At 72.2% G+C, this 14171-nt stretch carries 12 protein-coding genes and 1 riboswitch; of the genes, 1 reads left to right on the forward strand and 11 read right to left on the reverse strand.

Features of this window, described 5'->3' with window-relative positions; genetic code table 11:
- Window positions 1–83 precede the first annotated feature (83 nt).
- The 9 genes from OHA81_RS13415 to OHA81_RS13455 form a co-directional block, all read right to left on the reverse strand.
- Window positions 84–1457 (reverse strand): cyclopropane-fatty-acyl-phospholipid synthase family protein, encoded by a 1374-nt coding sequence (locus OHA81_RS13415; protein ID WP_329195817.1) that lies wholly within the window; start codon window positions 1455–1457, stop codon window positions 84–86.
- Between the two features lie 295 nt (window positions 1458–1752).
- Window positions 1753–3132, reverse strand: a complete 1380-nt coding sequence (locus OHA81_RS13420; protein WP_329195819.1) for an NAD(P)/FAD-dependent oxidoreductase — start codon at window positions 3130–3132, stop codon at window positions 1753–1755.
- Window positions 3133–3605: 473 nt separating this feature from the next.
- Entirely contained in the window at window positions 3606–4577 is a 972-nt protein-coding gene (locus OHA81_RS13425) for a Ppx/GppA phosphatase family protein (protein ID WP_329195820.1), read from the reverse strand.
- Window positions 4574–5113, reverse strand: coding sequence for a DUF501 domain-containing protein (locus OHA81_RS13430; protein ID WP_329195822.1), 540 nt, complete (start codon window positions 5111–5113; stop codon window positions 4574–4576). Before OHA81_RS13430 ends, OHA81_RS13425 begins: the two co-directional genes overlap by 4 nt.
- Window positions 5114–5153: 40 nt before the next feature.
- Window positions 5154–5642 carry an FtsB family cell division protein gene (locus OHA81_RS13435; RefSeq protein ID WP_136213601.1) on the reverse strand — a complete coding sequence of 163 codons (489 nt, stop codon included), beginning with the start codon at window positions 5640–5642 and terminating at the stop codon, window positions 5154–5156.
- A 122-nt stretch (window positions 5643–5764) separates the two neighbouring features.
- Complete coding sequence (gene eno, locus OHA81_RS13440) at window positions 5765–7060, reverse strand: phosphopyruvate hydratase (RefSeq protein ID WP_329195824.1); 1296 nt, start codon at window positions 7058–7060, stop codon at window positions 5765–5767.
- A 262-nt stretch (window positions 7061–7322) separates the two neighbouring features.
- A complete protein-coding gene (locus tag OHA81_RS13445) occupies window positions 7323–8051 on the reverse strand; it encodes a transglycosylase family protein (protein ID WP_329195827.1) in 729 nt (242 codons plus the stop codon).
- A 3-nt stretch (window positions 8052–8054) separates the two neighbouring features.
- A riboswitch (cyclic di-AMP (ydaO/yuaA leader) is annotated at window positions 8055–8226 on the reverse strand.
- A 276-nt stretch (window positions 8227–8502) separates the two neighbouring features.
- Window positions 8503–9573, reverse strand: a complete 1071-nt coding sequence (locus OHA81_RS13450; protein WP_329195829.1) for a LysM peptidoglycan-binding domain-containing protein — start codon at window positions 9571–9573, stop codon at window positions 8503–8505.
- A gap of 114 nt (window positions 9574–9687) precedes the next feature.
- Window positions 9688–10962, reverse strand: a complete 1275-nt coding sequence (locus tag OHA81_RS13455) for a cytochrome P450 family protein (protein WP_329195830.1) — start codon at window positions 10960–10962, stop codon at window positions 9688–9690.
- Between the two features lie 132 nt (window positions 10963–11094).
- Here OHA81_RS13455 and OHA81_RS13460 point away from each other — a divergent pair, with 132 nt between their 5' ends.
- On the forward strand, window positions 11095–12312 hold the full coding sequence (locus tag OHA81_RS13460; RefSeq protein WP_329195832.1) for a globin domain-containing protein: 1218 nt from the start codon (window positions 11095–11097) through the stop codon (window positions 12310–12312).
- Between the two features lie 13 nt (window positions 12313–12325).
- On the opposite strand, the gene OHA81_RS13465 is transcribed toward OHA81_RS13460, so the two are convergent.
- Both OHA81_RS13465 and OHA81_RS13470 read right to left on the reverse strand, forming a co-directional pair.
- Window positions 12326–13309 carry a nucleoside triphosphate pyrophosphohydrolase gene (locus OHA81_RS13465; protein ID WP_329195834.1) on the reverse strand — a complete coding sequence of 328 codons (984 nt, stop codon included), beginning with the start codon at window positions 13307–13309 and terminating at the stop codon, window positions 12326–12328.
- A 28-nt stretch (window positions 13310–13337) separates the two neighbouring features.
- Entirely contained in the window at window positions 13338–13961 is a 624-nt protein-coding gene (locus tag OHA81_RS13470; RefSeq protein ID WP_329195836.1) for a SurA N-terminal domain-containing protein, read from the reverse strand.
- Between the last annotated feature and the right edge of the window lie 210 nt (window positions 13962–14171).

The raw sequence follows: 14171 nt of genomic DNA on the forward strand, positions 1-14171 counted from the left end.
CCCGCGCAGGAGGGCCCCGCGACCGGAGTTCCGGTCGCGGGGCCCTTCGCATGCCCCCTGCGCGCTACGGGGTCTGCGGCGCGCTACGGAGTCTGCGGCGCGCCCCACTCGCGGGCCCGCAGCGGCATCCCGGAGACCCCGCCGTCCCCCGGGCGCACCGCGAGGACCTGGTTGACGCCGAGCCGGTTGTGCTCGAAGCCGAGCGCGGAAGCCGCCATGTACAGCAGCCACACCCGGGCGCGGCCGGGGGAGGTCAGCCGGACGGCCTCGTCCCAGTGCCGCTCCAGCCGGGCCACCCAGGCCCGCAGGGTCAGCGCGTAGTGCTCGCGCAGCGCCTCCACGTCGCGGACCTCGAAGCCGGCCCGTTCCAGTTCGCCGACGGTGGTGCCGATCGGGGAGAGCTCCCCGTCGGGGAAGACGTAGGCGTCGATGAACTCGTCGATCCGGTAGGCCTCTTCGTCGGGCTCCGGCCGCCGGGCGATCTGGTGGTTCAGCAACCGGCCGCCGGGCCGGAGCAGCCCGTGCAGGGTGTGGGCGTACTCGCGGTAGCGGGCGGCGCCGACGTGCTCGGCCATGCCGATCGAGGAGATCGCGTCGTACGGGCCGTCCTTGACGTCCCGGTAGTCCTGGACCCGGATGTCGATCCGGTCGGCCAGGCCCTCCTCGGCGACCCGCTTGCGGGCGTAGACGGCCTGCTCCTGCGAGAGCGTGACGCCGGTGACCTGGACCCCGTACTCGCGGGCCGCGTGCAGGGCCATGGAGCCCCAGCCGCAGCCGACGTCGAGCAGGCGCCGGCCGGGGGCGAGGTCGAGCTTGCGGCAGACCAGGTCGAGCTTGTCGCGCTGCGCGTCCTCCAGGGTGCCGCCGGGGCTCCAGTACGCACAGGAGTACACCATCGAGGGGCCCAGGACGTGCTCGTAGAAGGCGTTGCCGACGTCGTAGTGGTGGCTGATCGCCTGGCGGTCGCGGCCCTTGCTGTGGAGGGCGCCCCCGCGGCGGGCGGCCTCCTCCGGGGGCGGCGCGGGGGCCGGCCAGGGCCGGGCGAGGGCGACCAGGTCGCGTACGGCGGCACGCAGGTGGGGGTCTCGCAGCAGGGCGGCCGTCCCGGCGGCGCCGGAGGCGGCGGCCGGCCGGTGCGGGCGCGGGGCGGCGAGGCCGCTGGTCGCGGGCTTCGGGGCCGGGGCGGGCTCGCGCTCCCAGAGGAGTCCGGCCACCCGGTCCAGCAGCTCGAACAGGTCCCCTTCGACGGTCAGCTCTCCGGCCACCCAGGCCCGCGCCAGGCCCAGCTCGCCCGGCTTCCACAGCATGCGGCGCAGCGCCCGGCGGTGGTTCAGGACCAGGGTGGGGCCGGTGGACGGGCCGGCCTCGCTGCCGTCCCAGGCACGTATGCGCACGGGCACGGGGGCGCCCAGCAAGGTTTCGGCGAGAGCGGCCAGCCGCGGCGCGGCGTCGGTCATGGCAGGCACCTCCAGAAGTTCCGACCGGACGGCCTACCCAATTCCGGCGAGGGTTAGGCCCTTTACGGACGATCTTCGCGGAGGCGGCTCAAAGAACCCTCCAGGACGGCACGAGGCGGCCGTGCCCGGGGCCCCGCCCCTGAGTGCGCCCCGGCACCCCCCGGCTGCCGACGAGGGGTGCCGGACGAGGCCGGACCCGGCGGGAACGCCGAAGGGGCCGCCCGCACCACGGATGGCGGGCGGCCCCTTCGGGGACGTGCTGGTCGTACTCAGGCGTGATGCGGCTCGCGCCGCGTCAGGAGGCCTTCGCCTTCTGCGCCGGGGCCTGGGCGGCGGCCGGGGCCGGCTTGGCGGCCTCGTAGAACTCCTCGCGCGGGGACTCCAGCGCACCGAGGGAGACGACCTCGCGCTTGAGGAACATGCCGAGGGTCCAGTCGGCGAAGACGCGGATCTTGCGGTTCCAGGTCGGCATGGCCATGCCGTGGTAGCCACGGTGCATGTACCAGGCGAGCCGGCCCTTGAGCTTGATCTTCATCTTGCCCATGACGATCATCGCGACGCCCTTGTGGAGGCCGAGACCCGCCACCGCACCCTTGTTGGAGTGCGAGTACTCGGTCTGCGGGAAGCCCCGCATGCCCGAGATGACGTTGTCGCCGAGGACCTTGGCCTGGCGCAGCGCGTGCTGGGCGTTCGGCGGGCACCAGGCGTTCTCGACGCCCGCCTTGCGGGCGGCGACGTCCGGGACCTGGGCATTGTCGCCCGCGGCCCAGATGTAGTCGGTGCCGGTGACCTGGAGGGTCGGGGAGGCGTCGACGTGACCGCGCGGACCCAGCGGGAGGCCGTAGCGGGCCAGGACCGGGTTCGGCTTGACGCCGGCGGTCCAGACGATGGTGTTGGAGTCGACCTCGAGGCCGTTCTTCAGCACCACGTGGCCGTCCACGCACGAGTCCATGGAGGTGTTCAGGTAGATCTCGATGCCGCGGGACTCGAGGTGCTCCTTGCCCCAGGTGCCGAGCTTGGGCCCGACCTCGGGAAGGATCTTGTCCGCCGCGTCGACCAGGATGAAGCGCATGTCCTCGCGCTTGATGCTGGAGTAGTACTTGGCCGCGTCGCGGGCCATGTCCTCGACCTCACCGATGGTCTCCGCGCCGGCGAAGCCGCCGCCGACGAAGACGAAGGTGAGGGCCTTGCGACGGACGTTCTCGTCCGTCGTGGACTCGGCCTTGTCGAGCTGCTCGAGTACGTGGTTGCGCAGGCCGATGCCCTCTTCGACGCCCTTCATGCCGATGCCCTGTTCGGCGAGGCCGGGGATCGGGAAGGTGCGGGAGACGGCGCCGAGCGCGATCACCAGGTAGTCGAAGGGCAGCTCGTACGCCTCGCCGACGAGCGGCGTGACGACGGCGACCTTGCGGTCCTGGTCGATGCTGGTGACCCGGCCGGTGAGGACCTCTGCCTTGGGCAGCACGCGTCGCAGCGGGACGACGACGTGCCGAGGCGAGATGCTGCCTGCGGCCACTTCGGGGAGGAAGGGCTGGTAGGTCATGTACGAGCGCGGGTCGACGACCGTGACGGTCGCCTCGCCGTAGCGCATCTTCTTCATGATGCGCTTGGCTGCGTACAGGCCTACGTACCCACCTCCTACAACGAGGATCCTGGGACGCTCCGTGGTGCTCATGGAACGAGTATCCAGCACCCACAGGGGTGACGCTCGTGAGCCCCTTCACAAGGTGCTCGGAACCCTCTGCTACACTGCGCCGCCCACGTGACCCACGTCATGGCGCCGAACGGGAACCACGGTGTAACGCCACACGTTGTTCACCCGTCCTGAACTGGCCTGTAAGGCCGAAAACGGAGTAGACCACCGGGTTCGTGGATACCTACCGACCCGCACGCCCGGCCTCCGGCAATCGCACGAACGCGCGCACAAAAAGGGCCCGCAGGGCCCGCGAGCGCCCCTTGGGACCCTCCGCGTCACCCTGCGGACCTCTTTTCCTTGTGAAGAACTTCACGAAGCTCGTGCATTCGAAGGCTCTTCCGGCTCCCGAACAGGCCGCCACAAGGTCGGATCGACACCCGCTCCAGGCCCGAACCACCCCCGGACCAGGCCGACTCAGGTCACGGACCGCCGCAGCCGCACGCGCCGACGGGTCAGGAAGGGCGCTTCGCCGTCTCCCCCGCGCCCGCGGCGGCGAAGGCGATGCCGTCGAGGATGTCGTGTTCCGAGACGACGACCTCCGAGGCGCCGACGCGGTCCATGATCGCGAGGAGGACGAGGGCACCCGCGCCGATGACGTCGACGCGGCCCGGGTGGATCACCGCGAGGGCCTCCCGTTCGGCGTGCGTGGAGGTCAGCATCCGTTCGGTGACCTCGCGGACCTTCTCGTACGGGATCCGGGCGTGGTGGATCGCCGAGGAGTCGTACTCGGGCAGGCCCAGCGCGATCGCGGCGACGGTGGTCACCGAACCGGCGAGGCCCACCAGGGTGCGGGCCCGGCCCAGCGGCACGGTCTGCGAGGCCAGGTCGAGTGCCGCTTCGACGTCGGCCCGTATGGCGGCGACCTGCGCCCCGGTCGGCGGGTCGCTGACGACGCCGTCCACCACCAGGTGCCGTTCGGTCATCCGGACGCAGCCCACGTCCACGGAGCGGGCCGCCTCGACGTGCTCCGAGCCGACCACGAACTCGGTGGAGCCTCCGCCGATGTCCACGACCAGGAACGGCCGCTCCAGGTCGGTGCGGCCCGTCAGCTCCGCGGTGGCGCCGGTGAAGGAGAACTCCGCCTCCTGGTCGCCGGTGATCACCTCGGGCTCCACGCCCAGGATGTCCAGCACCCCCCGGACGAACTCCTCGCGGTTCTCGGCGTCCCGCGAGGCCGACGTGGCCACGAAACGCACCCGCTCGGCGCCCAGTTCCCCGATGACCGCCGCGTACTCGCGGCAGGCCGCGAACGTGCGCTCCAGCGCCTCCGGGGCCAGCCGGCCCGTCTCGTCCACGCCCTGGCCGAGCCGGACGATGGTCATCCGGCGGTCCAGCTCCACGAGCTCACCCGTCGCCGGGTCGCAGTCGGCGACCAGCAGGCGGATGGAGTTCGTACCGCAGTCGATGCCTGCCACCCGGGTCACTGCGACGACTCCTTCTCCCCCGTGCACGGCGTGACGCACGGCCCCTTGGCCCACCACTCGGGCAGCATCGCCAGCGCCTCGTCGCCGAACGGGTTCACCCCGGGCCCGGCCGCCAGCGAGTGGCCGACCAGGACGTGCAGGCACTTCACCCGGTCCGGCATGCCACCGGCGCTCGGGAAGCCCTGGAGCACCTCGATGGCGTCGCGGCGGGTGATGTAGTCCTCGTGCGCGGCCCGGTAGGCGGCGGCCAGCTCGGGGTCCTCGGCGAGCCGGGCCTGCATCTCCCGCATCACGCCGTTGGCCTCCAGCGTGCCGATCGCACCGGCGGCGCGCGGGCAGGTCAGGTAGTACAGCGTCGGGAAGGGGGTGCCGTCGGGGAGCCGGGGCGCGGTCTCCACGACGTCCGGCTGCCCGCAGGGGCAGCGGTGGGCGATGGCGCGCAGGCCGCGCGGCGGGCGGCCGAGCTGCTGCTCGAACGCCTCGATGTCCGCGGCGGTCGGCTCGGTGCGGTCGGTCTGGGGCGGGGGCGTCTGCATGCCTGGAGTGCGTCTCTTCGTTTCGTATGGGTGGTCTGGGTCAGTCGCCGGGCCGGTCGGCCTTGTCGACGCCGTCCCAGACGTTCGAGTACCAGGGCCGGTCGGAGCCGGCCTGCCCGGTGCGGCGGTGTTCGGCGGCCTCGGCCCCGGGGTCGTTCATGATGTAGCCGATCTCGCCCGGCCGCAGGAAGTGCAGGTGCTTGCGCGCCTGCTGCTCGGCGTAGGCCGGGTCCTGCCAGCGGGCCTTCTCGTCGCGCAGCTGTTCGAGGCGCTTGCGCGCGCCGTCGGCGGCCCGCTGCTGGTCCGCGATCTCCGAGCGCTGGGACACGTACTGGCGCATCGGGTACGCGAGGGCGACGACCAGCGTACAGAGGACGAGCACCAGCAGCGCCGCCCGGCCGGTGAGCCGGCTGCGGCGGACCTGGCGGCGCGACTGCGAGCGGTAGACGTGGGCGGCGGTCCGCTCACCGAGCTGCTTGAGCCTCGTCGCGGTCGAGAAGGTGGAGAACCGATCCCGGTTCCCGGCCATGGCCCCGCCTCCCCTGCGCCCGCACTACGCAATACGTCCCCGCACACGGTACGGGACCGAGTGCGGGGACGTACGGAGGCAAGAGGGTAATTACCCCTCGCCCTCACACCTGTCTGCCGTGCCTACTGGTCCGCGGAGCGGAACCGCGGGAACGCCGAGCGGCCCGCGTACACGGCGGCGTCGTCGAGGATCTCCTCGATGCGCAGCAGCTGGTTGTACTTGGCGACGCGGTCCGAGCGGGCCGGGGCGCCGGTCTTGATCTGGCCGCAGTTCACGGCGACGGCGAGGTCGGCGATGGTGACGTCCTCGGTCTCGCCGGAGCGGTGCGACATCATGCACTTGAAGCCGTTGCGCTGCGCCATCTCGACCGCGTCCAGCGTCTCGGTCAGCGAACCGATCTGGTTGACCTTGACGAGCAGGGCGTTCGCGGAGCCCTCCTCGATGCCGCGGGCCAGACGCTCCGGGTTGGTGACGAAGAGGTCGTCGCCGACGATCTGGACCTTGGAGCCCAGGCGGTCGGTGACGGTCTTCCAGCCGGCCCAGTCGTCCTCGAACAGCGGGTCCTCGATGGAGACGAGCGGGTACGCCTCGACGAGCTCGGCGTAGTACTCGGTCATCTCGGCGGCCGAGCGGGACTGGCCCTCGAACTCGTACTTGCCGTCCTTGTAGAACTCGGACGCGGCGACGTCGAGCGCGAGCGCGATGTCCTTGCCCGGGGTGTAGCCGGCCTGCTTGATGGCCTCGACGATGAGGTCGAGCGCGGCGCGGTTGGACTCCAGGTTCGGGGCGAAGCCGCCCTCGTCGCCGAGGCCGGTGGAGAGGCCCTTGGTGTGCAGGACCTTCTTGAGGGTGTGGTAGACCTCCGCGCCCCAGCGCAGCGCCTCGGAGAAGGACTCCGCGCCGATCGGGGCGATCATGAACTCCTGGATGTCGACGTTGGAGTCGGCGTGCGACCCACCGTTGAGGATGTTCATCATCGGGACGGGCAGCAGGTGCGCGTTCGGGCCGCCGAGGTAGCGGAAGAGCGGCAGGTCCGAGGCCTCGGACGCGGCGTGCGCGACGGCGAGGGAGACGCCGAGGATGGCGTTGGCGCCGAGGGAGCCCTTGTTGTCGGTGGCGTCCAGGTCGAACATGGCCTGGTCGATCAGCCGCTGCTCGGTGGCGTCGTAGCCGACGAGCTCCGGGCCGATCTGCTCGATGACGGCGAGGACGGCCTTCTCGACACCCTTGCCCATGTAACGGTTGGGGTCACCGTCACGGAGCTCGATGGCCTCGAATGCACCGGTGGAGGCGCCGGACGGGACTGCAGCACGGCCGGTGCTGCCATCGTCGAGGCCCACCTCGACCTCGACCGTGGGGTTGCCTCGGGAGTCCAGGATTTCCCGGGCTACGACGACGTCGATGGACGGCACGAGCATCTCCTTCTGGGATGTGACGCTGGGTGTGCGGTGGCGGGGGACCGTGGGACGGCCCTGCCGACTAGAGCCTAACCGGCTCCGGGCACTGGACCGGCCGACCGCCCGGCCCCTGGGACGAAAAACCGGCCGGACACCCGTTTTCCGGGACAAAGGGACCACCCTTCGGCCCCGGTTCCGGGCGCACCCGTACGCGCACGCGCCACCGCCCGGCGCGTGGGGGGTACGCGCCGGGCGGTGGTCGGATTCGGTGTTACCCGATGGTTCAGCTGAGCTTCAGCTTCTGGCCCGGGAAGATCAGGTCGGCGTCGGACACGATGTCCTTGTTCAGCTCGAACAGCTTCTCCCAGCCACCCTTGACGCCGTTCACCTCGGCGATGGTGCCCAGGGTGTCGCCCTCCTTGACCTCGTACGAGCCGTTGCCCGTCTTCGGGGCCTCGGTCTTCGGGGCGGCCTTCGGGGCGGCCTTCGGAGCCGGGGCGGCCTCGGAGCGCTCGGAGCGGGTGACCGGGGCCTCGGGCCGCTTGGTCTCCTTCTTCGGCGCCGGGGCGGCCTTGGTCTCGGTCTTCGGCTTCGGCTTGGGGGCCTCGGCCGCGCCGCCGCCGCTGTACGAGGAGTTCGACAGGCCCACGCCGCAGGACGGCCACGCGCCCTTGCCCTGGCCCTTGAGGACCTTCTCGGCGATGGCTATCTGCTGGGACTTCGAGGCCTGGTTGGCCTGCGCGGCGTACGCCTTGCCGCCGTAGGCGGCCCAGGTGGAGGACGAGAACTGCAGGCCGCCGTAGTAACCGTTGCCGGTGTTGATGGCCCAGTTGCCGCCGGACTCGCAGGCCGCGACGCGGTCCCACTCGGAGGCGGTCGCGGCGCTCGCGGAGCCGGCTGCCATGAGCGGCGCGGCGACGGCGACACCGGCGACGCCGGCGAGCGTGACGATGCGGGTGGTCCGCTCAATGGCCGTGGCGCGGCGGTGCTTGCCCTTGCCGGAAAGCAGCATGGAGTTTCTCCTCACCGACGCCTGCGAGGTGAGCTGTCGGGTTCGGGCGAGTGAGTTGCCCGGCCGCGCGACCAGCGCGCGGCTTAACCCCTAGCCGGTTCCATGACCGTCTCTCAACGGCCGTTCCCGGCGCCTACCTTGGTTCCCCCGCTCCTGCCTTCGGCGCTTTACGCGACGACTGTTCTCTCCGTCCGCCGGCAGGATTCGGCGATGCGGTCGAAGAGGCTCGCGGTGGCGAGCGATTCAGAAGGTAGACAGGTCTCTCCCCGATGTTCAACGAGGGACATCGGGGAGAAATCGACCTGCTTGCGTTCCGCTTAGGGGCGTTTTCGCAGGTGAGGGCGGGGTTTGCGGGAGCTTCGGTACGAGACACGCCAGTTGACCGGAAGAGACGCATGTCTCACTTGCGGATAACGGGCATTCAGGTCTTTACGGCCGCCCGAAGTGCCCGTTATTTCTTGGTTAGATCCAGATTCTGACCGGGCTTGATGAGGTCGGCGTCGTTGCCGATGACCTGCTCGTTGGCCTCGTAGAGCGCGTTCCAGCCCCCCTTGAGCCCCTGGGCGTCCGCGATGGCGGCCAGGCTGTCGCCCGCCTTCACCGTGTACGTGGGCTCCGACGCGGCGTCAGGCGCTGCGGGCGTCTCGACCGCGGCCGGGCCGCGGTGCTTGCCGCCGCCCGTCGTCACGGAGTCGGCCGCGGGCGCGTTCGGCGTGGCGGACGGGGTCCCGGCCGCCGGGGCGGCGGGCGTGGAGGGCGTCGCGGACGGGGACGGCGTGGCGGGGGCCCCCGGGGTGGCCGGGGTGGACGGAGTGCCCGGCGTGGCCGGGGTGCCCGGGAGAGCGGGCGTCACCGGCGCGGTGGCGTTCGGGTCGCCCGGCAGCGTCGGCGTCGGCGTCGCGGGGTCCGGGTCGGGCATGACGGGCAGTCCGCTGTTGGGCGCGAGCGGCGCGATGGGCAGCGTGAACGGCGCCGTGGCGGACGGGCCCGGAGCTGCCGGGGCAGGGGCGGCCGGGGTGGGCGCACCGAAGTCGGTGGCGGGGTCGGCCGAGCCGGTGCCCGGCACCGCGGCCTCGGGACGCGAGGGGCTGGGGGCGACCTGCCGCGGGGAGCCGAGGGCGCCCGGGTCCACGTCGGCGGCGGGGCCGTCCTTGACGAGACCGGACGACGCCGCGCACAGCGGCCACGCCTGGGGGCCCTGCGAGGCGAGCACCCGCTCGCCGACGGCTATCTGCTGGGACCGGCTGGCGAGGTCGGGGCGCTTCGCGAATTCGAGCCCGCCGGCGTTGTTCCACTGCTCCTGGGTGAACTGGAGCCCGCCGTAGGCCCCGCTGCCGGAGTTGGCGCTCCAGGTACCGCCGCTCTCACACTCGGCGACGCTGTCCCACGTGGAGGTGTCCGCTGCCGAGGCGTTGGTGGCCGCGAGCAGCGGCAGTGCCAGCGCGGAGCCCGTGACTCCGGCGGTTACGACCAGGGCGGGTACCTGGCGGGGGCGTCTGTGGCGGCCGTTCCCGGAACGCATGTAGTGCACCTTTCGCATAACGGCGGGGTAACGGCAGAACCTAGCCGCCTTCGAACGCATGTCACAAGTTCGGCCGGTAACTGACTTCGGGTCAGGCGGCGCCCGGTGGCGCCCTCACTTGTTTCGGGGTGTGAAGCGGACCGGAAGGGTGCGCAGGCCACGCATGATCAGTCCACCGCGCCAGCGCAGGTCCGCAGGCGGAACAGCCAGTTCCAGATCTGGCAGACGCATCAGCAAACTCGCGAGGGCGGTCTGCCCTTCGAGCCGGGCGAGCGGGGCGCCGAGGCAGTAGTGGATCCCGTGGCCGTACCCGAGGTGCTGATTGTCACTGCGGGACAGGTCCAGGGTGTCCGGATCCGCGAACCGCTCGGGGTCGCGGTCGGCGGCCGCGAGGACCACCAGGACCGGGTCGCCGGCGGCGATGTGCCGACCGCCGAGGAGGAACGGCTCGGTGGCGAAGCGCCAGGTCGCCAGCTCCACCGGGCCGTCGTAGCGCAGGAGTTCCTCGACACCCGTGGCCAGCAGGGCGCTCTCGCCGGCGGCGAGCGAGGTCTGCAGGCGCTCGCGCTGACCGGGGTTCATGAAAAGGGCATGCAGCCCATTGCCGATCAAATTCACAGTCGTCTCGAAACCGGCGAACAACAGGATGAAAGCCATCGCCGTGGCCTCCGCCTCCGTCAGGTGGTCACCGTGATCGCTGGCGCGGATCAGGTCCGAGATGAGGTCGTCGCCCAGATCATCCCTTTTGCGGTGGATGAGTTCGCCGAGGTACGTCCGCATCTGCTTGACCGAGCGGGCCACACCGCCGCGCGGCCCGCCGCCGTGCCGGATCATCATCCCGGCCCAGTCCCGGAAGTCGTCCTGGTCCTCGCGCGGGACGCCGAGCATCTCGCAGATGGCGTAGATGGGGAGCGGGAAGGCGAACTCGTGGATGAGGTCCGCCTCACCCCTGCTCTCGAACTGCTCGATGAGGTGGTCGGTCAGCTCCTGTACCCGCGGGGTGAACTCGGCGACCCTGCGCGGGGTGAAGGCCTTCGACACCAGCCGCCGCAGCCGGGTGTGGTCCGGCGGGTCGATGTTCAGCAGGTGCGTCATCAGCTCCGCCTTGCGCTCACCCGGGATCCCGGTCTTGCCCTTGGCGTGCGCCGGCTCCGCGTGGTGCGCCGGGTTCTTGCTGAGCCGCTGGTCGGCGAGGGCCTGACGGGCATCCGCGTAGCGCGTCACCAGCCAGGCCTCGACCCCGCTGGGCAGCTTGGTCCGGTGCACGGGCGCGTGCTCGCGCAGCCAGGCGTACGCCGGATACGGGTCGGTGGCGAACTCCCAGTCGAACAGGGTGGGGCCCTGGGGGGAGGCGGGGTCTTCGGGGGCTGCGGGAGTCGGCTCGTGCACCCGTCGACCGTATCCCGGCCGCCGGCCCGCATCCGCTATGCCCGGTTCATGGCCGGTTCGTCGGGGCTGGCCGTATATACGCCGTCCCTTGACCCGGCCCGCCTCCGCCGTTCCTACTTCGGTCCTGTGGACGTGAGGATCTTGAAGAGCAGCTTCGCGGTGGTGGAGAGACGCGCCGAGCACGCGACCCGGTTCTTCTACTCCCACCTCTTTTGGCACCACCCCGAGCTCCGCGGGCTCTTTCCCGCCTCCGCCGAGGAGATGGAGCGGCAGCGGGACCGGCTGTTCGCCGCCCTCACGCATGTCATCGCCCATCTGGACAGCGAGTCGCTCCTCCCCTATCTCCGCGACCTCGGCCGTGACCACCGCAAGTTCATGGCCGGTCCCGAGCAGTACGCGGCCGTCGGCACCAGCCTGCTGGCCGCGCTCGCGGAGGCCGCCGGCGAGGCGTGGACCCCGGCCGTGGCGCGGGCCTGGGCCGAGGCGTACCGGGTGATCGCCGGGGTGATGACCGCCGCGGCCGAGCAGAGCGAGGACCCGCCCTGGTGGGACGCGGAGGTCGTGCGCCGCCTGCGGTACGGGCGCGACCTCGCCGTCCTTACCCTGCGCCCGCACGCCCCGCTCGGTTACCGGCCCGGCCAGTACGTGAGCGTGAGCAGCGACCGGGCCCCGGCCGCCTGGCGCACGTACTCCCTGGGCAACGCGCCCCGCCCCGACGGGACGGTGGACCTGCACGTCAGCCGGATCGAGGGCGGCCGGCTCAGCACCGTCCTGGTCGGCGGCACCGACCCGGGCGAGGTGCTGCGGCTGGGCGCGCCCGGCGGCGGGCTGACCCTGCGCCGCGAGGGCCGCCCCGTCACGTTCATCGCCGCCGGCACCGGCTGGGCCCCGGTCCGGGCCCTGCTGGAGGAGCTCGCGCAGCATCCGCCCGATCAGGGCGTACGGCTCTTCGTCCTCGCGCGGGACGCCGCCCACCTCTACGACCAAGCGTTCATCGACGCGTACGCCGCCGCCTTCGGGTGGCTCACCGTCACCTGCGTCACCCCGGCGCCCGGGCAGCACCGCAACGGGGCCACCGCCCGGCTGGCGGCCGCGCTCGGGCACTGCGGGCCGTGGTGGGAGCAGGACGTCTACCTCAGCGGGCCGGCACAGTTCATCCAGGAGACCGCCCGCCTCCTGGAGGGACTCGGCGCACACCCCATGCACGTCTTCCACGACACCGTGCCCGTCCCGGGTGCCGGTGGCGGCCACGGCCCGGACGGGCGTCCCCTCGGCTTCGGCGAATGGTTCCTGAGCCGGCCGTCACCGCACTGGCACAACCCCGCGGCCCGCGCGCCCCGCCGGCCCTGACCGCACTGCGGCGCTACTCCGCGGCGACGCCCTCCGCCGCGCGGATCGCCGCCCGGTAGGCGCGGGCCGCCGCGCGCAGCGCCGTCTCGGGGTCGATGCCCTCCGCCTCGGCGCGCGCCGCCAGTTCCAGCAGTTCGTAGCCGACGCCTTCGCCCCGGGGCAGCTCCACCGCCAGGGCGGCAGCCCTGGCGCGGCCCGCCAGCTTGGCGGCGAGCGCGAGACCGGGCTGGCCCAGGGGAACTCCGTCGGTGACCGACTCCCGCTGCTTCTCCACCGCCTTGGTGCGCTGCCAGTGCGCGCTGACGTCCTCGGGGGTCTCGGCGGCCTCGTCGCCGAAGACGTGCGGGTGGCGCCGGATCAGCTTCTCGACCAGGTTCCCGGCCACGTCGTCGATGGAGAACGGCTCGTCCGGGTCCTCCTGCGCGATCCGCGCGTGGAAGAAGACCTGGAGCAGGACGTCGCCCAGTTCCTCCCGCAGCTCCTCGCGGTCGCCCGCCTCGATCGCCTCGACCAGCTCGTACGCCTCCTCGATGGCGTACTTCACCAGCCCCTCGTGGGTCTGGCGGGAGGTCCAGGGGCATTCGCGGCGCACCCGGTCCATGACCTGGACCAGGTCGAGCAGGCGGGCGCCGGGCAGGTCGTAGGAGCCGGGCATCAGCTCCAGGTCGGGCATGGCGACCCGGCCGGAGCCGGCCAGGCGGGCCAGTCCGTCGGTGAGCCGCCGGTCCCCTTCGCCGGCCGGCAGCACGACGACGGTGCGGCCGCCGGCGCACGCCTCGACGAGGGCGTGGGCGTCGGGGCTCTCGTGCGCCACCTCCACGCCCGCCTCCCGCAGGTACGGCAGCTGCGGGTGGCCCAGGTCCGCGCACAGCACCCGGTCGGCGGCGTGCAGGGTCTGCCACGCCGGCCAGGACAGCAGTCCGGGGGCGACCCGGTGGCTGGTGGTCAGCAAGACGATGCGGCCGGTGGGCTCGGAGGGCGGCGCGTGCTCAGTCACCCTCCGAACCTACCTCCGCCCCCACGGCTCACGCCCCGGCGGGTGCCTGCTCGGGCCGGGTCTGCTGGGTGATCCAGGGCGTCGTTTCGTCGCCGAGCAGGATCTGCCGCGCGTCCCAGCGGCCGTAGCGCGGGTTGACCTGGACGTGCAGCGCCTTCGCGGCGGCGCCGAGCTTCTCCAGCGCCTTGTCCTGGTTGCCGTAGTGCTCGAACAGCTTGTCCCGCAGCAGCTTGAAGCGGGTGTCCGCGTCCATCTGGTCCGGGGCGAGCTGGGCCTGCTGGAGGGCCGCCGTCTCCAGCGCCGCGGGGGTGCCCGCCTGCTGGAGCTGGGCCTTGCGGACGTCCTCGATCTCCTTGGTCGTCACCGTGACCCCGGCGTCCTTCGCGGCGCGCTCCAGGACGGCGGACTGGATCATCCGGTTCAGCTTGGACCGGTCCAGGCGGGGCGTCGCCTCGATGAGTTGGGCGCCCTGATCGGAACGGTTCTGCGCGCTGCGGACCTCGTTCACCTGTGCCTGGAGGGCGGAGGTGGTGATGCGTTCGCCGCCGACGACGGCCGCCGTGCCGGGATGTGCCTGGCCGGAGCAGGCGGACAGCAGGGGGGCCGCCGCGAGCAGGGCGGCGGAGACGGAGAGCGCTGTGCGACGGTGCAAAGGAGCCTCCAGGGCCGGGAGATTGTGCGGCAATGCACAAGAAGGCCGTGCGGTGATCGATGGTATGCAGTCGGGGGGTTCCGAGCCACCGGTTCGACCAACGATTACCGGGGTGTCGGGGTGCGCTGCGGGCGCAGCGGCCTTGCGGCCGCGGCACGGCCGTGCGGCGCCCGTTCGCGCCGGCGCCACCCGGCGGCCACCGCGCGGACC

Source organism: Streptomyces sp. NBC_00667 (assembly GCF_036226825.1).
In the GTDB taxonomy this organism is placed as follows: Bacteria; Actinomycetota; Actinomycetes; order Streptomycetales; family Streptomycetaceae; genus Streptomyces.